At 45.1% G+C, this 22065-nt stretch carries 19 protein-coding genes and 1 pseudogene; 14 read left to right on the top strand and 6 right to left on the bottom strand.

What is annotated here, in order from left to right; translation table 11 throughout:
* Nucleotides 1-444: 444 nt before the first annotated feature.
* The 5 genes from L2717_RS12015 to L2717_RS11995 all read left to right on the top strand — a co-directional run bounded on the left by L2717_RS12015 (nt 445) and on the right by L2717_RS11995 (nt 4312).
* Nucleotides 445-681: a hypothetical protein gene (locus L2717_RS12015; RefSeq protein WP_220775232.1), complete on the top strand. Its 237-nt coding sequence runs from the start codon at nt 445-447 to the stop codon at nt 679-681.
* Between the two features lie 358 nt (nt 682-1039).
* Entirely contained in the window at nt 1040-1903 is an 864-nt protein-coding gene (locus tag L2717_RS12010) for a MipA/OmpV family protein (RefSeq protein ID WP_220773248.1), read from the top strand.
* 5 nt (nt 1904-1908) lie between these two features.
* Complete coding sequence (locus tag L2717_RS12005) at nt 1909-2319, top strand: DUF3019 domain-containing protein (protein WP_220773249.1); 411 nt, start codon at nt 1909-1911, stop codon at nt 2317-2319.
* Complete coding sequence (locus L2717_RS12000) at nt 2319-3032, top strand: response regulator (protein WP_220773250.1); 714 nt, start codon at nt 2319-2321, stop codon at nt 3030-3032. Before L2717_RS12005 ends, L2717_RS12000 begins: the two co-directional genes overlap by 1 nt.
* Nucleotides 3033-3043: 11 nt before the next feature.
* On the top strand, nt 3044-4312 hold the full coding sequence (locus L2717_RS11995; protein WP_220773251.1) for an ATP-binding protein: 1269 nt from the start codon (nt 3044-3046) through the stop codon (nt 4310-4312).
* A gap of 50 nt (nt 4313-4362) precedes the next feature.
* On the opposite strand, the gene L2717_RS11990 is transcribed toward L2717_RS11995, so the two are convergent.
* Nucleotides 4363-4668, bottom strand: a complete 306-nt coding sequence (locus L2717_RS11990; RefSeq protein ID WP_220773270.1) for a DUF1289 domain-containing protein — start codon at nt 4666-4668, stop codon at nt 4363-4365.
* Between the two features lie 160 nt (nt 4669-4828).
* Between L2717_RS11990 and L2717_RS11985 the strand changes: the two genes are divergently transcribed.
* Nucleotides 4829-5365 carry a DUF4136 domain-containing protein gene (locus L2717_RS11985; protein ID WP_220773252.1) on the top strand — a complete coding sequence of 179 codons (537 nt, stop codon included), beginning with the start codon at nt 4829-4831 and terminating at the stop codon, nt 5363-5365.
* A gap of 88 nt (nt 5366-5453) precedes the next feature.
* On the opposite strand, the gene cysM is transcribed toward L2717_RS11985, so the two are convergent.
* Nucleotides 5454-6332, bottom strand: coding sequence for a cysteine synthase CysM (gene cysM, locus L2717_RS11980; protein WP_220773253.1), 879 nt, complete (start codon nt 6330-6332; stop codon nt 5454-5456).
* A gap of 212 nt (nt 6333-6544) precedes the next feature.
* Here cysM and cysP point away from each other — a divergent pair, with 212 nt between their 5' ends.
* The 4 genes from cysP to L2717_RS11960 all read left to right on the top strand — a co-directional run bounded on the left by cysP (nt 6545) and on the right by L2717_RS11960 (nt 10593).
* Nucleotides 6545-7552: a thiosulfate ABC transporter substrate-binding protein CysP gene (gene cysP, locus L2717_RS11975; protein ID WP_220773254.1), complete on the top strand. Its 1008-nt coding sequence runs from the start codon at nt 6545-6547 to the stop codon at nt 7550-7552.
* A 192-nt stretch (nt 7553-7744) separates the two neighbouring features.
* The gene (cysT, locus tag L2717_RS11970) at nt 7745-8590 is read left to right on the top strand and encodes a sulfate/thiosulfate ABC transporter permease CysT (RefSeq protein ID WP_220773255.1); all 846 of its coding nucleotides are present in this window, start codon (nt 7745-7747) and stop codon (nt 8588-8590) included.
* Nucleotides 8591-8599: 9 nt separating this feature from the next.
* Nucleotides 8600-9466 carry a sulfate ABC transporter permease subunit CysW gene (cysW, locus tag L2717_RS11965; RefSeq protein WP_220773256.1) on the top strand — a complete coding sequence of 289 codons (867 nt, stop codon included), beginning with the start codon at nt 8600-8602 and terminating at the stop codon, nt 9464-9466.
* A complete protein-coding gene (locus tag L2717_RS11960) occupies nt 9463-10593 on the top strand; it encodes a sulfate/molybdate ABC transporter ATP-binding protein (RefSeq protein ID WP_220773257.1) in 1131 nt (376 codons plus the stop codon). Before cysW ends, L2717_RS11960 begins: the two co-directional genes overlap by 4 nt.
* Before the next feature lie 326 nt (nt 10594-10919).
* On the opposite strand, the gene L2717_RS11955 is transcribed toward L2717_RS11960, so the two are convergent.
* The 4 genes and pseudogenes from L2717_RS11955 to L2717_RS11940 form a co-directional block, all read right to left on the bottom strand.
* Nucleotides 10920-12326 carry a DUF1254 domain-containing protein gene (locus L2717_RS11955; protein ID WP_246611743.1) on the bottom strand — a complete coding sequence of 469 codons (1407 nt, stop codon included), beginning with the start codon at nt 12324-12326 and terminating at the stop codon, nt 10920-10922.
* 357 nt (nt 12327-12683) lie between these two features.
* Nucleotides 12684-13104, bottom strand: a pseudogene (locus tag L2717_RS11950) (AAA family ATPase); the annotation flags it as partial.
* Between the two features lie 89 nt (nt 13105-13193).
* The gene (locus L2717_RS11945; protein ID WP_220773258.1) at nt 13194-14339 is read right to left on the bottom strand and encodes an HlyD family secretion protein; all 1146 of its coding nucleotides are present in this window, start codon (nt 14337-14339) and stop codon (nt 13194-13196) included.
* Nucleotide 14340: 1 nt separating this feature from the next.
* Nucleotides 14341-14721, bottom strand: a complete 381-nt coding sequence (locus L2717_RS11940; RefSeq protein ID WP_220773259.1) for a DUF3302 domain-containing protein — start codon at nt 14719-14721, stop codon at nt 14341-14343.
* 269 nt (nt 14722-14990) lie between these two features.
* Here L2717_RS11940 and purT point away from each other — a divergent pair, with 269 nt between their 5' ends.
* From purT to L2717_RS11920, 4 genes are all read left to right on the top strand, one after another.
* The gene (gene purT / locus L2717_RS11935; RefSeq protein ID WP_220773260.1) at nt 14991-16166 is read left to right on the top strand and encodes a formate-dependent phosphoribosylglycinamide formyltransferase; all 1176 of its coding nucleotides are present in this window, start codon (nt 14991-14993) and stop codon (nt 16164-16166) included.
* 306 nt (nt 16167-16472) lie between these two features.
* On the top strand, nt 16473-18197 hold the full coding sequence (locus L2717_RS11930) for an RluA family pseudouridine synthase (protein ID WP_220773261.1): 1725 nt from the start codon (nt 16473-16475) through the stop codon (nt 18195-18197).
* Nucleotides 18198-18334: 137 nt separating this feature from the next.
* A complete protein-coding gene (locus L2717_RS11925; protein ID WP_220773262.1) occupies nt 18335-19795 on the top strand; it encodes a DUF3142 domain-containing protein in 1461 nt (486 codons plus the stop codon).
* The gene (locus L2717_RS11920) at nt 19785-22061 is read left to right on the top strand and encodes a hypothetical protein (RefSeq protein WP_220773263.1); all 2277 of its coding nucleotides are present in this window, start codon (nt 19785-19787) and stop codon (nt 22059-22061) included. The genes L2717_RS11925 and L2717_RS11920 overlap by 11 nt, the downstream gene beginning before the upstream one ends.
* The last annotated feature ends 4 nt before the right edge of the window (nt 22062-22065 follow it).

Below are 22065 nucleotides of genomic sequence, written 5' to 3'. Positions count from 1 at the left end.
AAACAGCTAAAATTATGCCTTTCATCGCAAATAAACCCTTAAGGTGATGAAAGCAGCACTTTTGAAAGAAACCCACAGCAATCGTCGATATAGGATTAACGCCGATTTATGACGATAATTTTAGTGGGTTAATTTTGAAAATATGATTTTTGTGGCATGGGCGTTAAGTGACAAGTTTGGCGTCACTAACAGCACAGACAAGTGAGTACCGATATAAAACTCAGTAAACTTGAATCCCGTTAAGATGGTTAAACCGTTCCAGTGACTTGCAGCTGTTCTTGACACGTATCAGGTGAAAAAGCCGAAAAAATACTGGCACTCAAAAGGTTAAAATTATTTATATCAAAAACAGAATAGCAGTGATAAATTGCTGTTGTTAGCACAGTGGTATTAGGAGAATGCTTCTTAATCTGTGATTAACAATACATCACTAAAGGATATAAAATGAAGAAGTTATCAGCTGTTTTTACCTTGTTAGCATTAGTTAGTGTGACTTCCTTTGCTGACGATTCAACTTTACCGCCTGCACCCGCAGCCGATGTAGCTCAGCTGAAAGAAGTGTGCCAACAGATGGCCTCTGAAGATCAAGTAGAGAATGCCGAGCTTAAACAATATGTGTTGGATTGTGTAAACGATCAACTCACTGAAATAGGCTATAAATCGGTCACTGAGGTCAATTAATTTTCATTTAAATCTTAGATATTACCGCAAAAAAATTACATTCTCAGCCTCATCCAATGCCATTCACATCCGCGAATGGCATTATTATTTACAATTAAACCAGTCACTTCAGTTTTGTTAGTGATTGGTGACATACATTAACGCCCCGTTTAAGTATTGATGTTTAACCATAAGAATCTGCCCAATAGAGCTTTTTGCATTACGAATGCTGTATTGTGGTTTCTAAGTTCTACAAATCTACTATTTATATGATAACTGTATCATTTTGCATCCGCGCCGATGAAACCGCTGTTGAATTTTGTGTAAAATGCTACTCTGTTTTCCTGTACAGGTAACTGCAGCCTTTAACCATAAAATCATGTATCGGATCCTATTTATCCTCATTGCCAGCCTAAGTATTTTGCCTTCAATTGGAATGGCGAAACAAACTTGCGTACCTGAAAGTCAATGCATTGAGATGGACAACTGGGACTTAGGTGTTGCTATTGGCTGGGGACAAAAATCTAACCCACTAAAAGATTTCAACGATATACCTCTATTTTTTATTCCAACCATAGCCTATTACGGTAAAAACTGGTTCTTTGATAATGGTAATTTAGGTTACACCTTAGCCGAGCAAGAAAGCTTTACTATCAACCTAGTGACCAGTTATAGCTTAGATAGAGCCTATTTTTATCGTTGGGATCCATCGAATGTTTTTTTAGAGCGTAGTAGTCAGATGCCTACGAAAACAACGACAAATTTAGCATTAACGACAGAACCCGAAGCAGAATTTAATACGTTAGAAACGCGAAACTTCACCATGCTTGGCGGCGCGGAGGCCTTTATCTATACACGACTGGGGATTATTCGCTTAGCCTACACCCACGATATGTTTAATGTTCACCAAGGTTCAGAAGCCCAAATAAAGTGGAGTAATGGCTGGGAACTCGATCGTTTCATTTTTGAATTTGCATTAATATTTGATTGGAAGAGCCAAGCCGTGGTGGATTATTATTACGGCGTTCGGCCCAGTGAAAACGCCTACTGGAGCGAACAGTATCAAGCTAAATCGGGTTGGAATAAAGGTGCAGAAATAACAACGCGTTATGTATTAACTGACAATTGGGATCTGCTGTTGGCAGTTCGTTATACTCAAATTGCCGATGAAATTGCCGCCAGCCCCTTGTTAATACAAGACTACAGCCGCACCTATTTTATCGGTGCAGCTTATAGGTTCTAATATTAGTGACGCTGTCTCAGTTAAGTAGGCTGTGTTTTATCGGTCTAAGCCTCTGCTTAGTAAGCCCACATTCAGCGCAGGCTAAAAACCGCGATACCACACTCAAACTGACACCTGAAATTTGTATTACCAGCTCTGATAATCAAGCTTGCGACATCGATATAGAACTACACTGGACATTGGCAAAAGATGAGCTTATCTGTATTTTATCTAACAATATTGCTTATCCAAAGTGGTGCAGTGATTCCGTTTTAACCAAGACTTTACGCATGAAAATCCATACCTTAACGGACATTGAATTTATCATGGTGACTAAAGACAGCAACCGAACGTTGGCAAGTGCCAAACTTAAAATCACTTCTGCAGCACAACCTCAGGTTCGCAGACGTTATCGCAACCCTTGGAGTTTATTTTGATGACCAGCCCACAATCGAATCACAGAGTGTTATTGGTTGAAGATGACGTTCGCCTCGCAAATCTGATTGTAGATTACCTAAAGTCCCATGGTATGCATGTTGAAGTTGAACGCCGTGGTGACACGGTATTAACTCGATTAATCAATTACAAGCCCGATATCATACTGTTAGACATTATGCTGCCCGGTATGGATGGCCTCACATTATGTGAAAAACTGCCCGATTATTTCGCCGGCCCGATCTTACTAATGAGCGCGTTAGGTTCAACAGAAGATCAAATCAAAGGCTTAGAACTCGGTGCCGATGACTATGTGGTTAAACCCGTCGATCCCGCCTTATTAGTGGCGCGAATTAACAACTTACTTCGCCGTCAAAATCAGCCGCCGCAGGCAGAATCACACTGTTTAACCTTTGGTAAACTGAGTATCGACCCACATACCCATGCAATTCGCCTTAACGAAACTGAAGTCGATCTTACCAGTCACGAATTCGAGTTGCTGTGGTTATTGGCTTCACAAGCAGGCCAAGTGCTGAGCCGTCAATATATCTATCAATTACTCCTCAACATTGATTTTGATGGTAAAGATAGAAAAATTGATGTGCGTATTTCTAGATTACGTAAAAAACTCAACGATAATATTGAGACACCATTCAGAATTAAAACCGTTTGGGGACAAGGTTATTTGTTTGCTCCTGAAGCTTGGAATAACTAAGTAAAAATCCAGTGAAACGTCTCTTTATCAGCTTATATCTGTTACTCAGTCTCAGCGTACTTGGGGTTGGCTGGACACTCGACAGCCTGTGGCAGAAAAATGTCGATGATAATAATGCCCTCGATGCCCCATTAGTGGCATTAGCGCAATTATTAGCAGAGCTCTCTACCGATACTCGTCAACGGTATTTGGAGGCGATCCCAGCCAATCCTTTGATGCCACTGCAGCTACTCAATGCCGATCAAGTCGCGCTGCTGGACAATCAAGCCTTGAGTTCCAATAAGGTGTTCACCACCACGGCTCACAACAATAGCCTGCTGCAATTTATTCGAGTCGGCGATCAAGTCTTAATGGCGGGGCCGCTGGATATCGATCCTAGAGCAAACCTTCGCAGCCTATTCACGCTGTTCTTTTATTTATCACTCGCCCTTGTGGCACTAATTTGGGTCGGTCCACTATCACGGGATTTGAGCATACTACGTAAGGCGACCAAAGAATTTGGCGAGGCCAAATGGGACACTCGAATTACGCTGTCAAATCGCTCTCAAGTTAAACCCTTAGCCAATACGTTTAACGAAATGGCAAGGCATATCAGCGCCTTAATCGAGAATCAAAAACACTTGTCGAATGCGGTATCCCATGAGATCCGCACGCCGCTGGCAAGGCTTAAATTTGCCCTCGCTTTAATCCCCATGTATTGTCAGCCTGATTCTGACGCTCAAAAGCGACAAAATTTTATTGATGAAATGCAAATCGATATCAAAGAGATTGAAGATTTACTGCAAGAACTACTGACTTATGCCAGTTTAGAATCCCAGCGAGAAGGGATCCAATTAGATGAGTACGATTTAATTCAGCTAATTAATCAAACCATTAAGCGTTTAGAAAGCTTAAGTCCAATCCCTATCGGGCTCAAGACTACAATCGATAAACTGCCACTACTAGGTGAACCGGCATTAATCGAGCGTACACTGCAAAATTTACTGACCAATGCGCAGCGCTTTGCCCGCACTGCAATCATCATAGAAGTTAAACAAACCCAGCACAGGGTGAGTTTAAGTGTGAGCAACGATGGAGAACCCATCCCTGCAGTAGATTTACCTAAAGTATTTGAACCTTTCTATCGCAGCCAATCGGTGCAAAATGGTAATAAAGGACATGGTTTAGGGCTTGCTATAATCAAACGTATTATGCAGCGACATCAAGGCGATGTCAGCGTTAGCAGTAATCCATACCAGACGTGCTTTAACCTTAATTGGCCGATAAAACGCCAGCTGTAATGCAACATTCTAACCATATAGTGACAATCAAGCTATGGCATCATACTAGGTTAGTCTAGCTCAAAACCACCAAAATCCAGCGAGGCTTCTGGCTTAGGTTCAAAATTTAATTGTGGGTTTAATTCGGCCCTTTCTCGCTCAAGTTGGGTTTGCCGTGCTTTCATTATTGCCAGCTGGCGACGGCGTTTACGTTGGGTACATAAGCGGATCACATCGTACTTTTGCGTAGCTGAAAACGTTAACCAATTAAATCTTTCGTCACGGCTACGCAGGCAACCATTACAGTAACCACGCGCATCGGTATGGCACACTCCGATACAAGGACTAGGGATTTCAAAAAAGGCTAACTGTTCCATAACCTGCTGCAATTTCTCTCTCAAGCACCAACGCCTATTAAATAACGTCGCTGCCTGATGCTAAAAGGGATGTAAATACAACACTCTTATCTAAAGTACTTGCAGAAACGTCTATAATCAAGGCACATTGGACGGAGTTTGTACAACTTGGAGCACTATTATGGGATACCGTTACTTTGCTAGTCTGCTAGTCGCAGTTGCCTTATTAAGCGCTTGCAGCAGTAAACCGAAAAATGATTACGATCTTAATTACGATTTCAGCGCGCTACATAACTTTGCACAGCTCACACCACAGAAAACCGACGATCCATTAAGCGCCCAGCGTATTCAGGTTGAAATAAGTCAGCAATTGACTCAAAAAGGTTTTACCGAAAACACTCAAGTACCCGACTTTAATGTCTCCTACGCCCTACTAACCCAAGACAAACCTAAGGACTCAGGCCTTTCAATCGGCTTAGGTACGGGTACGTTTGGGGGCTCAGGAGGTATAGGAATAGGCACCAGCGTTGGCGTACCACTGGGGAGTGATACTGCAAAAATCCAAACTATTCAGATTGATATTATCGACCCTAAAACTAAAGCATTGATTTGGCGCGGCAGTGATAGTTTTAACTTTGATGCTGGCGGAGATCAAAAAGCCCAAGATACCGCTAAGGCGGTTAGCCGGATTTTAGCGCAGTTTCCACCGCAAAAATAATCGTAAATGGGGGGCAATAAAAATGGGCAAATATCGCCCATTTTTATTGATAAAGCATTCGTATCGCCCGAAGCCTTCGAACGCAGATTCAGGAAAAAAGCCCAGATGAAAGATAGCGATCGCCGCGATCACAGATAATCGCCACCACCACTGACCCCGGATATTGTTTGGCAATCTTTAGCGCAGCAAACACGGCGCCGCCAGAGCTGACTCCCGCACAAATGCCTTCTTCTCGGGCCAAGACTCTGGTCATGTCTTTTGCATCTTGCTCTTCAATATCCATCACGACATCAACGCGGGATGCATCAAAAATTTCGGGTAAGTACGCCTGTGGCCAGCGGCGGATCCCAGGAATCGCACTGCCATCGGCAGGCTGAAGACCAATAATAGTGATGTCGGCATTACAGCTTTTAAGGTATTTAGACACCCCCATAATGGTGCCTGTTGTGCCCATGCTAGACACAAAATGAGTGATTTTACCTTGGCTCTGTTGCCAGATTTCAGGGCCTGTAGTAAGAAAATGGGCCTTTGCGTTATCTTGATTATTAAATTGATCCAGTACCTTACCTTTGCCTGCAGTTTGTAACTGCAGCGCTAAATCCCGTGCGGTCTCCATGTTATCCACCAGCATGAGTTCTGCACCATAGGCTTGCATCGCATCTTTACGTTCCTGAGTCGAGTTTTGCGGCATAATCAGGATCATCTTGTACCCTTTAATGGCCGCCACCATCGCTAGTGCGATCCCTGTATTACCACTCGTCGCCTCGATGAGCGTATCACCTGGGCTTATCTCTTGGCGCCGCTCGGCCTGAATAATCATATTAAGTGCTGCACGATCCTTCACTGAACCCGCCGGATTATTCCCTTCCAACTTTAACAGCACGGTGGAATCACCACAGTTAAGCCGTTGCAAGCGAACGAGTGGAGTTTGTCCAATACAGGCTTCAATGGTTGGAAAGTCAGACACTAGGGTTACCCTTTACTTGATAAAAATAGCTAAGCGATAGCCTATTCTAAGGGGGTTACCACGAACAAACACGCTGAATATTACTTATGGCATACAATAAATCGCTCATAGTTATTCAAAAAAGTTCTATACAACTGACTTCTTATAAACAATTACTTCTATTAATCTATAGGTAACAACGCTGACAAAGTCGCCAGTCCAAGGAGTTTAAAATGCCCGTAAAATTGATAAAGGCCCTATTAGGAACCCTCTTTCTGGGAACGTCACTCAATGTGGCTGCCGCTGATCAAACATTGCTTAATTCCTCATACGATATTGCGCGGGAATTATTCAGTGCCTATAACCCTGTTTTTGCTAAACATTGGCAAGAAAAAACCGGTAAAACTGTCGAGATTAAACAATCTCATGCGGGATCTTCGGCGCAGGCACGCTCTATTTTGCAGGGTTTGCCAGCAGATGTGGTGACGTTTAACCAAGTGACAGACGTACAGGTACTATACGAGCGCGGTAAATTGATCCCAGAAAACTGGCAAAAATTGCTACTTAATGACAGTTCACCTTACTATTCCACCATTGCATTTTTGGTACGTAAAGGTAACCCGAAGCAAATTAGTGACTGGGGTGATTTAGCTAAAGATGACGTTAAACTGGTATTCCCTAACCCAAAAACCTCTGGTAATGCCCGCTACACTTATTTAGGCGCATTAGGTTATGCCCAGAAAAGCTTTGGCAAGGAGAATCAAATTGAACAGGATCAATTCCTGAAAAAGTTTCTCGGCAATGTGGCTGTATTTGATACTGGCGGCCGGGGTGCAACCACCTCTTTTGTAGAGCGTAATATCGGTGATGTATTGATTACTTTTGAATCAGAAGTGAACAATATCCGCCAACAGTATGGTGCGGACGATTACCAAGTTATTGTACCAAAAACATCGATTCTAGCTGAGTTCCCAGTCGCCGTTGTCAAGAAAAATGCTAAGCGTAATGGCACTCTTGAACTAGCAACTGAGTATTTACAGTATCTCTACAGCGAAGAAGCACAACGCTTATTGGCAGGATTCAACTATCGTGTGCACAACGAAACAGTGAAGGCCGAGTTCACGAAGCAGTTCCCTACGGTTGACCTACTAACCGTCGAGCAAATCATCGGTGGTTGGGATAATGCCATGAAAACGCAGTTTGGTAACGGTGCAAAACTTGATCAGTTACTCAAGCGCTAATTCCAAGCTGATGTTATAAAAGGTTAATGGTTTAACCCGGGCAAAGTCCCGGGTTAAAACGCTTTATGGTATTTAGCCGTCATTGTTGCCAGCGTGAAAATAGCTTTGATTGTCTAACTCAGACAACACATAACTGACGATAAATAAATTGTATTGGTTTTAACTCAATTAACCTGATCGGGTGATTATTCTGTGATTTTTAATAACGGGCGTTTACGCCATAAGCGGGTTCTTCCAGGTTTCAGCATCAGCTTAGGTGTCTCCCTACTGTTTGTCAGCCTGATCCTATTATTGCCGATTTCTGGGCTTATCATGCAGACCAGTTCAATGAACTGGTCTGAATACTGGGGCGTGATTTCCGATCCCAGAGTCGTGGCCAGTTACCGCGTCACCATTTTTTCGGCGCTTGCTGCATCAGTCTTTAACTGCCTTTTCGGGTTATTGCTCGCATGGGTGCTGGTGCGTTATGAATTTCCGGGTAAACGCATAGTTGATGCATTAGTAGATTTACCCTTTGCATTACCGACCGCCGTTGCAGGTATCACCTTAGCCACCCTTTATGCCGAAAATGGCCAAATTGGTAGTCTACTTGCCGAGTTTGGAATAAAAGTTGCCTACACCCCTTTAGGCATAGTGGTGGCGATGATTTTCACTAGCATTCCCTTTGTGGTGCGAACCGTACAACCGGTACTGGAAGAATTGTCACATGATGAGGAAGAAGCGGGCATGACACTTGGCGCCTCAGATCGTGCAGTATTCTGGCACATTATTTTGCCATCCTTGTGGCCAGCATTAATGATGGGAACGGCGCTGTCTTTTACCCGCAGTCTGGGTGAGTTTGGCGCGGTTATTTTTATCGCTGGCAATATGCCCTATATCAGCGAAATCACTTCATTAATGATTTTTGTCCGCTTGCAGGAGTTTGATTTTGCAGGTGCCAGTGCGATTGCCTCGGTAGTTTTACTGACCTCGCTGGTGCTATTACTACTAATAAATCTCTGGCAGGCGCGTTATCTGCGCCGTATTCATGGACGATAAGGAGCGAATATGAACTCATTTAAACCCTTAAGAGTCGGTGAATCGCCCCTTATAAAATGGAGCCTAATTACGCTTGCCGTACTATTGGCCTTACTGTTCCTGCTATTACCGATAGTGAGTATTTTTCAACAAGCGCTGGTCGGCGGCTGGCAACGTTATATTGAGCACCTAAGTCAGCCAGATTCGCTACACGCAATTGGTTTGACACTGATGGTAGCCGCACTAACTGTGCCCATCAATTTAGTGTTCGGTATCATGCTGGCGTGGAGTGTCACGCGGTTTGAGTTTCCGGGCCGCAAGTTACTTATCACACTCATCGATATCCCGTTTGCGGTATCGCCTGTCGTCGCAGGTCTACTCTACTTACTGCTCTACGGCAGCAGCGGTTGGCTGGGCGAATGGTTATATGAGCGCGATCTGCAAGTCATGTTTGCATGGCCGGGAATACTGTTAGTGACCATTTTTGTCACATGCCCCTTTGTTGCCAGAGAACTTATTCCATTAATGCAACAACAGGGCGCCTCGGAAGAAGAAGCAGCCGTGATCCTCGGAGCATCATGGTGGCAACTATTTCGCCGCGTGACATTTCCTAATATCAAATGGGCGCTGATTTACGGTGTGATCCTCACTAATGCCAGAGCCGTTGGGGAATTTGGTGCGGTTGCGGTTGTATCAGGTAACATTCGCGGCGAAACCAACACCTTACCTTTGCATGTGCAATTATTGTACGAAGATTATCAGGCTGAGGCCGCCTTCGCGAGCGCGTCATTACTGGCCTTAATTGCCCTATTGACCCTAATGCTAAAAGCCGTAGTTGAATGGCGACAACAACGCAGTTTAACCGCCAATGACAATAAAGAGCAGAGTCCATTATGAGTATTCGACTGACTAATATTTCCAAGACGTTTGGCCAGTTTCAGGCGCTTTCCCCACTAAATCTTGATATTCAAGAAGGGGAAATGATTGGCCTACTGGGACCGTCAGGTTCTGGTAAAACTACGTTACTGCGGATTATTGCAGGTCTTGAAGGCGCTGATAGCGGCAGCATTCATTTCGGTGACAGAGAGGTAACCCAAGTGCATGTGCGTGAAAGACGAGTGGGGTTTGTATTTCAAAACTACGCACTATTTCGCCATATGACGGTAGCGGATAACGTCGCCTTTGGACTCGAAGTCATGCCTAAAAAACAAAGACTTCCAGCGGCAGATATTCGTAAACGAGTGGCACAACTGTTAGAAACGGTACAACTAGGCCATCTCGCTAATCGCTATCCTGAGCAACTATCAGGTGGACAAAAACAGCGGATTGCTTTGGCCCGCGCATTAGCAACGCAACCCGAAGTGCTGCTACTCGATGAACCCTTTGGTGCCTTAGATGCCAAAGTGCGCAAAGAACTACGCCGCTGGCTACGCAGCCTGCACGATGAACTAAAATTCACCAGTGTGTTTGTGACCCACGATCAGGATGAAGCGCTTGAACTCTCTGACAGAGTGGTCGTGATGAGTAATGGTCATATAGAGCAAATTAATACGCCTGCAGAACTATACTCGCACCCCAATAGTCGCTTTGTGTTTGATTTTCTGGGTAACGTCAATGTGTTTGAAGCCAGTTGGCAACAAAATCGTTGGCAAAATGGCCAAGCATTTTTGGTGCCTCCAGCGCAGCAGACATTGCAGCAAGATGGCGCACTTTATATCCGTAGTCACGAATTGACGCTGTCAGACAAGCCTAATAGTCAGGCCAACTTGCCGTTTGATATTGTTGCTATAACACCAGTAGGCGCCGAAGTGAGAGTGGAATTAGCACCACACGGCTGGCATAGCAAAGAACTATGGGAGGCTAAATACACCCAACATCATCTGCAGGAGCTCGGGCTGCAAAAAGGCAGTTTGGTATACGCCACGCCAAGAACAGGTTACTTCTTTGGTGCAAAGGGCGACAGCTCGCCGACCCGTCTAAGCTGGCCATTCCTGACACCAGGCAGCCTCGCCTTTGATATCTAAATTTTTATATTGGCAGGAATAGACAATAATGTTGGCGTGCCACAGGATCGTGATATCGCCAAAGCCGTTAGCTAGACGTTGGCGTTGTTGCCACAGAAGAAATAATTGACCAATCATATATGGGCATGAACTCACCCACCCATGATTTGTACATAATGTAGAGAACAGAACTCGAGACAAAAACGTTTTAGCTATGCAACCATAATCAGATTGCGATAAATATTAAGAATTAACGTTTAAGTTCGGCTGCGAGCGCAAAACGACACGCCCGCTATAACCACTTCTTAGCTTATAGAATAAATAGTCGCGATCATCACTCCACTTAACTATTGAACCTTATTCAGCGGAGGAGCTTTCCATGTACCGTCGAGCGCCTCAATTTTTGGCCAATAAATTCGCATAGGGATCCAGAACGGTCCATCGGGTGCCGGTAGCCAGTTAGCCTCTTTATCCTTACCTGGGGAGTCCTTCTGAACATAAATAGTCAAGCCACCGTCAGCATCCTTTTTGAGTTCAGGGAGCATTGGCGAGTTGATTAAATAACGATTAATAGGATTTGCAACCATCAAGCTCTCAGGTAGGTTGTACATAGTCACTGACCAAAACGCATTGACTGGAGGGTATTGTCCAGGCTCGAAGCGCAAAGTGTAGTCATGTTTTGATGCATCCAAGGGCTGACCATCAGCATCCTCTCTGTAGAGTGGATAGATCGCGTCATCCTTAGAGTTACCGTAAATACCAAGCACCGCACCAGCAAAGCGGTAGAGATAATTATTTTTGAGTACTTCTCGTGTACCGAAGAGGTCTGCGGTAGTCACCTTGCCGGAGGCAATGTCAGTCTTTTCCAAATTATCCAGAGCTTTCCAGCCATCGACGATACCGTCCGCAAATGCCTGCTTCATTTCAGGTGACAGTGACTCAAAATTAATTCGTTTACCTCCACCAACGCCAATCTTTGCGAAACGTGCCATGAGTGCCTTCTCCGAAGGAACTGTAGGCGTAAACTCCAGAACGAAGTTCAGAATATTGAAAAACTCCAATGAAGTCTTTTGCTCAACAGCGGATAGCGGAGGCATCCAATTAATCTTGGATGCAGCTTTAGGGGTGGGTTTACCCATATAAGCCGAGAGCGTCTGCACCTTGTAGCCTGCCTGCACAGCCTTCACATTGTCAATATCTGCGGGGTTAAACAACTGAGTGCGGTATGCAAGAAAGACAAACTGCGTTTCAGAACGCATCATCTTAGCGACTCCTTTGGGAGTCTCACCCTGCCAGTCCGGACCGGCCACGAGAAGTACAGATCCATCATTGCCGGTTGTTCTGCTTCCGGCGTACGCGAAATTGTGCGTGTACCAATCGATAAACTGCAACGAGAAGTATCGATTCTTCTCGATAGGCGGCAGAGTGAGAATTAATGGCTCAGTTCGCAGATCCATCCCGACGAAAGAATAAGGCGTATCAGAATTGGCGGTCTGGATCGCTTTGTCATCCGATGTGAACACCCGCGCCATATTGAATATCTGATTCCAAGAAGTTTTGTATTCAGGACTCTGTGTATCGACAAAATACGCATACTGAATCCGATAGTTGTCAACCATAGGATTACCATAAATATATGCTTCTTTAGCGATCTCACGCGCTTGCTCAGGCGAGATAGCCGCTTGAACATCCCCCACCGATGAGATAGATATAAACAACAGGCATAGGAAAAACTTTACCATGGGAATTCTCATTATTGTGCTCTCCTTTTCATTGAATTACGTTGCTGATAGGCCGTTCACATCACATAAATGTAGATATTTGAACAGTTCAAAACTTGTGCGGCATGCTGATGCAAAACAACGGAAATTTACACACGGATGCTAAGTTACATATTTTCTAATACATAAAGCCTATTAGGTCGCCTGATATTTTTAGCGTTGTGGTAATAATTAACATCAATATAGTGGTAGAAGGTTAAGGACTGAGAATAAATCCTGCGTAGCAGAGGATAATGTTGTGTTTTTGTAAAGTTATCAACATTTATCTCTATGTTATAGATTGAAAACCTACTCATGGGCATTCACTGTACGGCCTTTAGCCCATTGCCTTTAGTCCATTGCTTGAGTGCATTGCTTGAGTGCATTGATTTTTTCGCTCATGGCCACGGATAAAAGCCGAGTTTTGCTGAGCTCCTCAAGTGATAAAGCTTGATCGACACTGCTATCAATACTTTTTGCGGTATACATGGTGGCAATAACGGATCAAGAAGATTGCTTTGCGTGTCCCCCCGCCGGATAAATCGATAAAGAAAATTTCATCCATCCCACCCTTTTGTATTAGCTCTGGCGGCAAGGCTTGAATATCATTGGCGGTTACCACCACAAAAACCTCTGATTTACGCTCAATCATTTAAGTCAGTAAGATGCCGAGTATGCGAGTTGATGCACCTTCATCACAGCTACTGTTGTTTAAGCCTTTTTCAATTTCATCTAACCAAAGCATGCAAGGTGACATAATGTCGGCCAGTTCCTTTTTTATTAACCAAAAATGTGTCAAAAAAAGTCCAGCGAACTGGACTTTATAGCATGCTCAACAAATGAGATTTAACCGTCTAAGGGTTAATGTCCATCAAAAAACAAGTAATTCAACCAACCTTGCATCCTGAGCAACACTTTACGCATAACAGACACGTGGTGAAAATGCTCAGTATAAATAGCCACTTGCCCTGACACTCCCGCGGGGAAACCTTTACGAATGACATCGTCATCAATCTCAATTAAGACGATAACTCGACCGGTTTGAAACATACGATCCGAGGACTGTAGCACTCCGCCCATTTGAACTTCACCCTCTGACATGGCTGGCAGTACTTTAGCGACACGGCCAGTAAACACTTGCCCGGGAGCAGCATCAAGAATCACCTCAGCCTCATCACCTTCCTTTAGGCGTAGTAGAGAATTTTGCCAAAAAGCACCCGCAAAATAACGTTGCTCATTAGGGATAAAACTCATCACTGGGCGTAATGGGATAGGCACCGCCATCGCACCTGGACGTAGCGCCATTTGCGTCACCACACCATCAGCTGGCGCACGAACCACGGTTTGTTCTAAGTCATAGATAGCACCATCTAAATCACCCTGTAAGCCCGCGACTTTAGTATTAACGCCGTCAATATTAGACTCATAGGCTAGCCTAACTCGTAACTCATCTGATTTAGCTACCATTAACTGTGCTTCAGAAGCGAGGTAAAGCTGACGTTTGTTATCCAATTCCAGCGCAGTAAATGGAGAGTTAGCCCCACCTTTACGATGACCATTTTCATAGCGTTCGTATGCAGATTTATTGCGTTCTTTATCGGCATTAACCCGCTCAACATTGGCTTTAGCCGATTCCCATGCTGCAGCGAGCTGTGGCACTTCTAGCTCGGCGGCGATTAAAGCGGCACGTTTACGCTTAACCACGGCTTCAAAGGGAATAGGATCAATACGGAAAAGTATATCTCCTTGTTTAACCTGAGTATTAGGCTGTACTTCAACACTAATCACTAACCCTTTTACGGCGGGTGTGATGGGAATAGAGACAAAATACTCCCGCGCAAAGCTCGAATAAGGATGGTTGTAGTTCATCACTAATATCAATGCACTAATGATCACTACTCCCCCCAAAACTGCGGTGGGTACAGTCCATTTTGTCAGCGGGATTTTAAAAACTTTAAAAATAACAATACAAATAGCGGCGTAGGTCAGTATGAGTAATAAATCCATGTTACACCTCGACTTTATTTGTAATAACAGGCTCTACAACATTTGTTTTCGCCTGTTCTAATTGATCTAGCCTTGCTTGTAGATTAGTTACTGTCTGGCGTAGCGTGTTTACATCTTCTTCTAAGCTCAGCTCTCGCTTCGCTACAGTACTAAAACCCCAACCACGGTCTTCTCGGTACAAGGTCGCCCATATCCATAAAAATGGCCAAATAGCATGCAAAGTAAACAAACTGACCCATCCCGCGATATGCAATGCATCTTGCTGTGGATGATTACGTTTTTTTGCAATTTCGTACGGAATATCATGGATCGCAATCACCCCATAAAAAATAACCACTACCACAAACAACAACACCCCTAACGCAAAGTAATCTAAAAACATTATAAAACTCCCATGTTCGTCATATTCACTTTTAAAATAATCCCTATTAGATATGCTAACCCAGTAGTTAACATTTGCTAAACAATATTAACCAGCAGAACCAACAACAATGTTATGAATAATAAAATTGACTGAGTTCACACTAAACCCAGTGATCCGCTGCACACTTGCTTATTTACATCATGATCCCAACTACCGTTCGCGTTAAACTCAAGATTAAGTTGCGCGCCATGACGCAATCCCTACAATTGTTAAAAAGGTATCCACACATGATAGGCACTCCCTACACTGAGGGCGCACGACGCGCCATGTTGCTCGGCTGCGGTGAACTGGGTAAAGAGGTAGCCATTGAGCTGCAACGCTTAGGCGTAGAAGTGATTGGCGTTGACCGTTATGCCAACGCTCCTGCTATGCAGGTCGCGCATCGCTCCCATGTGATCAACATGCTCGATGCAAGCGCGCTGCGGGCTGTTATTGAGTTAGAAAAACCGCATTTAGTTATCCCCGAGATTGAAGCCATTGCCACCCAAACCTTAGTGGAAATGGAAGCGCAAGGCGTGAATATCATCCCGACAGCGAGAGCAACGAAGCTAACGATGGACAGAGAAGGCATTCGTCGCCTCGCCGCCGAAACCTTAGGGTTACCCACCTCACCTTACTTTTTCTGTGATACTGAAACTGAATTTAATCAAGCTATAAGTAAAATTGGTCTGCCGTGTGTGGTTAAGCCGGTCATGAGCTCATCGGGCAAAGGCCAGAGCGTTATTCGTGATGTCGCCCAAAGCCATAAAGCGTGGCAATACGCCCAAGAAGGGGGCCGCGCTGGCGGTGGTCGCATTATCGTAGAAGGCTTTATAGCCTTCGATTATGAAATCACACTGTTAACCATAAGCGCAGTCAATGGCATACACTTTTGTGCGCCCATTGGCCACAGGCAAGAAGATGGTGATTACCGTGAGTCATGGCAGCCACAAGCCATGTCCGCTGAAGTGTTAGCAAAGTCGCAAGCGATTGCCAGTAAAGTCGTTGAAAATCTTGGCGGTTATGGATTATTTGGCGTAGAGCTGTTTGTTAAAGGTAATGAAGTGTATTTCTCCGAAGTCTCACCTCGGCCGCACGATACCGGCTTAGTCACACTCATTAGCCAAGATTTATCGGAATTTGCCCTGCATGTAAGGGCGATTCTTGGCCTGCCCATACCCAATATCCACCTGCATGGACCAAGTGCCTCAGCGGTAATTTTGGCTGAAGGCACCTCGAGTAATATTCGCTATCAAGGTATTGCCGCCGCATTAGAAGCGGTCAACACTCAACTCAGATTATTCGCCAAACCCGATATTGATGGTCGGCGCCGCTTAGGTATCGCGCTTGCCCGTGATATCGATATTGATAGCGCGGTAAGTAAGGCACTCGATAGCGCCAGTAAGGTAAAAGTCATTTTTTAACCGTATTGGCCTCTTAACATTAAGCTCAAGCACACACTAAAAACGGGAGATGAGTATCCGCGCATTTCCCGTTTTTTTAATACGGATCCAGAATAATCAACCGCCTCCAATAAAAAGTGACCACACAGAACGCACAGAGTAAACTAGCGGCCTTATTCTATGGCCTGTGTTTCCACGCCTTGCACCATAAGCGCTGTGCCTGACATTTTTATTTTAAGCTTTTATTTAAGACTCTTTATGTCAAGCGTGTGACTTATAAAGCACCACAGCAGCAGCAACCAACAGTAGTAGAAAGTAGAACTCAATATGCCTCTTCAGCCTTCATGCTTTACCCCTTTCACCCAAGTGATTGATGCCTATGCGCTGCCGCAGCGTTTTACGTTTCCTTTCTATTACGAGCCGCATCCACTGTGCGTTATCGCCGCAAACGAATTACAGCAGCATCTTGAGACTCAAAATAATTGGCAGCATAATTTTGGCCTAACGGGTGAGTTAACTGGCGCCATTGGCAAAATGTTTGGCGTATTACTGGTGCAAAACCCGCAAGGTGAAGTGGGTTATTTATCAGCATTTTCAGGCAAGTTAGCCGAGCAAAACCATTGGCCGCACTTCGTCCCACCTGTGTTTGATATGCTAGCAAAGGATAATTTTTTTCACGCTGAAAATCTGCAAATCAACCAGCTTAATGCCCAACTCTTCGCGCTAGAAAATCATCCCGATATCCCCCGTCTATCAACCAATCTTAATGCTGAGCAAGCGCAAGCAGCAACCAAACTTGCCGCCCACAGACAATTGATGATCGACGGCCGTCAATCACGCAAGGCGCTGCGCAATCAACTCGCAATCCAATTGGCGACCAAGCCGACTGATGAGACCTTACGTGAAAATATAGTCATCGAAGCCAAGCTTAACCAAGAAAGCATTAATGAAAAAAATCAGCTAAGAGATATTAAACACTATTGGGATGAGCGTATTAATACCATCAGCCAAGAGTTAAGCCTACTTACCGATGAGCGCGATGCGTTAAGGCAACAACGTAAACAACTCTCGGCAGCGTTGCAGCAAAAGCTGTTTGAACAGTATCGTTTTTTGAATATTCAGGGCGTAGAAAAAAGTCTTTACGCCATATTTAAAGGTACGGTAGAACTGACGCCGCCCGCAGGTTCGGGTGAATGCGCCGCACCTAAGTTGTTACATTACGCCTTTAAACACAATCTCAAACCGCTGGCGATTGCCGAGTTTTGGTGGGGCGCACCGCCAAAGTCAGAAATCCGCCAGCATAAACAGTTTTATCCCGCCTGCCGACGTAAATGCCATCCCATTTTAGGGCATATGCTCGAAGGGCTAAGCGTTGATGACAATCCGCTACTTGCTAATCCCGCACAAGGCAAAATCTTAGCGATTGTCTATCAAGACGATGTCATGGCGATTGTGAATAAACCCGCCGAGTTTTTATCCGTGCCGGGCAAAGACATTACAGAATCAGTGTATTCACGCATGCAACAAACCTTTCCTAATGCCACGGGCCCACTTATCGTCCATAGACTCGATATGTCGACCTCGGGATTAATGGTGATCGCACTAACAAAAGAGGCCCATAAACAACTGCAAAAACAGTTTATCCAGCGCACGGTAACTAAGCGTTATGTGGCTCTTTTAGCGGGTATTCCTGCGGTAATCGCCAGCAAACAGCCAAATGGCGAAATATCTTTACCCCTGCGGGGAGATTTAGACGACAGACCAAGGCAACTGGTGTGCCATGAGTTTGGTAAAGCAGCGCAAACCTATTGGCAAGTGAGTCAAATCAATGAATCCACCAATCAAACCCGAGTGTATTTGTCGCCTAAAACGGGTCGAACCCACCAACTCAGAGTGCATTGTGCCCATTTAGAAGGGTTAAATACGCCCATTTTAGGTGATGATCTCTACGGGACTCGCGCTAATCGCCTGCATTTACATGCTGATTTATTGATACTCCAACATCCTGTAACGGGTGAATCAATGCGCTTTCAAGTCGATGCTGAATTTTAACCACTAACGCCAAAGGAAAGCATCCTTAAGCTTAATATGTAGGGTTAAGCATCAGAGATTTGGTACTTTTTCGCGATGTATAAACGGCATTTTTCAGGCATAGTAGCCTCATTTAATCCGGGAAAAATAGCAGTAGCATGGGCAATCTGATTAACAATATGAGACGAAATCAGTGGCGATTATTCACTTTGTTCATCGCCTCATTATGGCTGAGTGCCTGCCAACCCACAGCGGATCAAAGTGAGCTCAAGTCAAACCCGAATGATCCTCATGCAGCAAAAACGGCTTTAGCATCTATAACTTTTGAACAACCATTCTCGCAAGAAGTTTATATCTGGCAGCGCCAATGGCGCCCAGCAAACCAAATCGCCTTAGCGCAAAGCCAAAGCGCCTTTCAGGGATTACGCATTCTGGCACTGCAAGCGTACCCAAAGCCTAATGGCGCCGATATTTGGTTTGAGGTGGCGGTCAATCATGCTTGGTTACAGGCCGACCCAAGGCCCAAAATCCTCGTGGTGCGTCTAGATGGTCAATTCACCCATTTAAATGATGAAGAAGTGATTCATAAAATCAGCCAAGTTCTGGCAAACTGGCAAGCTAAAGGCACCCATATTGTCGGAGTAGAAATCGATCACGATAGCGCCAGCAGTAAACTACCCGCCTATAGAGAGTTTCTTAAAAAACTTAAAGCACATTTACCCACCCAGCTAAAACTCAGCATTACCGCACTGCCCGCTTGGCTCAGTAGCGCTGACTTTCCTATTTTACTGACCACTATCGACGAACTCGTGCTACAAATTCACAGCGTGAGCGACCCACGCCACGGCCTATTTGATGAAATTAAAGGTTGGCAATGGGTAGAGCAACTGTCACGCATCAGCACAGTACCTTATCTCATTGCACTGCCGGCCTATGGCTCGGCGGTTATCAGCACAGCTTCAGGCTATCGGGTTGAGAGTGAAACGCCGCTGCGCAATCAACTCCCATCCGCCACTGCCGTAAAAGAACTGATGGCTGACCCCAAAGTATTACAGACTTTTGTGCAAAGACTGCAAAACCAAACGGATGCAAAACTTAAAGGTATTATCTGGTTTCGACTGCCGCTGGAAGGGGATAAAAGAGTTTGGCCGCTCAACACCCTAATCGCCGTTGCACAGCAAGGGGAACTCGCAGCCAAAATTGAGCTCATGATATCAAGCGATAACAACGCCACCAACCAAGCGCAATTAACCGCGGAAAATACACTAAAAAGCCACAAAATGCCTCAGTCGCAGTTATTCCAACTGAGCTTAATTAATCGCGGCAATATTGCTGGCGAACTTCCCGTTCTTTTGTCGCTAGCGGGACACGCTTGCAGCGGGTATGATGCGCAAAATGGCTATCGCGTAATACAGAAAGATGGGCTGTTAACGTGGCAATCGCAAGCTGAAACGACCGCCGCATTAACCTCAATTGAAGCAGCTCCACGTACTAACATGATGTCAGTACTGCAACCAAACAGAGAGACTCAAAAATACATGCTCAACCCAAACGGCCAAAAAGTGATAGGCTGGGCACGTTGTGAGTCATTATATTTACAGGGGATTTATGCGCCATAAGCCAAAATTATCAACCACAATAGCAACATCTCGTCGGGCTTTTAAGCTTAAACAAACCACGCTCATCTGTTTAAGCTTATTCTCACCAATGCTGTTGGCATGCGGCCCCGATTTTCCGTTGCAATTGACTCAAGACAGACAGAGTAATCTCAGCTACTTACCGCAAGCGTCTTTTAGCCAGCAGCTCACCACCCTAGCAAAACCTTTGCCTTGGCAGTATCAAGATGCGCCAGCTGCGCAGGAATATCTCTGGGATGAGGCCCATGGTCGTTATCTGTCACAAACCCGCGCCTTTGAAAGCAGTGAGTTAAGTGAAGCCCATTTAGCCTTAGTCAACACCCTACGTGATGCGACAGGCCCGATTGAAGCCGAGCAAATGGCGGCTAAGTTAGATCAAGACCTACCCCAAGCGCTGACGTGGTATACCTTAGGTGCCGTCGCATTTGAGGCCAAAGATTATGAAAGAGCCACAAACTATTTTACAAAAATCATCAAATTACCAGAAAGTGAACGCGCCTCTCGCAGTTTGTGGGCGCTGTATTCACTCTCACGAATTGAGCTTATTTTAAGTAAAACCTCTGCGGACCCTGAACATTTAAATCGTGCTAATGCTTATCTGACACAGCTACAAGCTGAAGTCATCCAAGGCAGCGCCGATCCTCTACGTTTGAGCTTAGCGAGCTTAGGTGAGCAAGCGTATATTTTGCTGCACCAAGGCCAGCCCTTAGCCCAAACCACAGAACAAAGTGACACAGCTGACGCTAAACTACCCATCACTCTTAACCCTGCGGTATTGGATAAAGTCATTGAGCTTTATGCAACTCAATCGGTACAGGGCGATAGTAGCGGTTATGATTCATTGTTGATGCTAAGCCGCACTTTGATGGGTAAAGACATTGCTGAACTGAAGCCGCTGCTGCAACAAGCGAGTGTGCAGCAGTTATTAATTGCCTATTGGCAAAGTAGCACGAATGAATTTGCCTACGATGGCCAGCTTTCTGAAATGGGCTTAAAGGTCGCAGAAATTCTGAAAATCTTTCCAGCCGATGGCTTACAACTTAGTCATGGCGATAAATTAGCCGCTATTTATTATCAGCTAGGGGATTATGCTAGTGCAGAGCGCCTATTAGCCTTAGCTAAACCCAGCGGCTTAACATGGTGGCTCACTGCAAAATTAATGCTACAAAAGGGTGACTCAGTTGGGGCGGCTAATGCCTATGCAGAAGCAGCGCGCCACTTTCCCGAGCAACCCAAAGTCTTAGCGACTGTTGATGTCAAAGAAACCCAGCAGCAAGCTATTGATGCTGATAAAGATATCGCCACCTACTGCCGTATTCGCGCTGAGCAAGGCGTGTTATCCCTAGAGCGCGGTGAATACCTAGATGCGTTAAATCACTTACTCGAAAGTGGTGATGAGTACTGGCAGGATATCGCCTATGTGGCGGAGCGCGTACTGACCACAGCTGAACTTAAATTGTTTGTTGATGAACATGTGCCGCTTATCACCTTTGAATACCCAAAAGATAGCGATTGGTACGATAATATCGAGCCAACAAACAACCGTTTACGCTACTTACTCGGCCGCAGACTATTACGTGAAGGGGCGATAAAAGAAGCGCCAGCTTACTTCCCTAACCCTAACCTTTATGCCAGCGCCCTCGACTATGGTAATCAGCTAACCTTAGCAAAAAATGAAAAAGGTATTGATAGTGCCAAAGCCTATTGGGCGGCGGCAGGGCTTGCTCGCCATCAAGGCATGGAAATCTTAGGGTTTGAATTAGCACCCGATTACGCTATCTACCAAGGTGTATTTGATTTAAGCGATTGGAATGAGCCGAGTAAACTGAGTGAAAAAGAACAATCACGGGTAAACGCCAGCCAAGCCATCCCAGACAAACGCTTCCATTATCGCTACACAGCGGCAGAGCTTGCCAACAAAGCGGCCGACTTTGTACCGCAAAATGGCCAAGCCTACGCAGCGCTACTCTGCCAGGCGACCGGTTGGGTATTGTATCGAGATCAGGAGCTTGCCCTGCGTTACTATAAAAAATACGTCACTAATGGCGCCTTTGTCCCTTGGGCCGAAAACTTTGGTTTGCAGTGTGAAGCACCCGATTTTGATAGCGCAGCAAAACGCGCACGGGCCAATGACATGGCACAATGGAACGCTCTATACCACAAGCTGAAAAAGCCCATCGTCTTCGGCTTATTAGCCATCGCAGGATTAATGGGTGTTTGGTGGATACGTAGAAGAAAGACTCAATAATCAA

The sequence above is a fragment of the Shewanella glacialipiscicola genome, assembly GCF_023283485.1.
In the GTDB taxonomy this organism is placed as follows: Bacteria; Pseudomonadota; Gammaproteobacteria; order Enterobacterales; family Shewanellaceae; genus Shewanella; species Shewanella glacialipiscicola.
The sequence above is the reverse complement of the archived record's forward strand: the minus strand, read 5'-3'. Positions and strand labels throughout refer to the sequence as shown.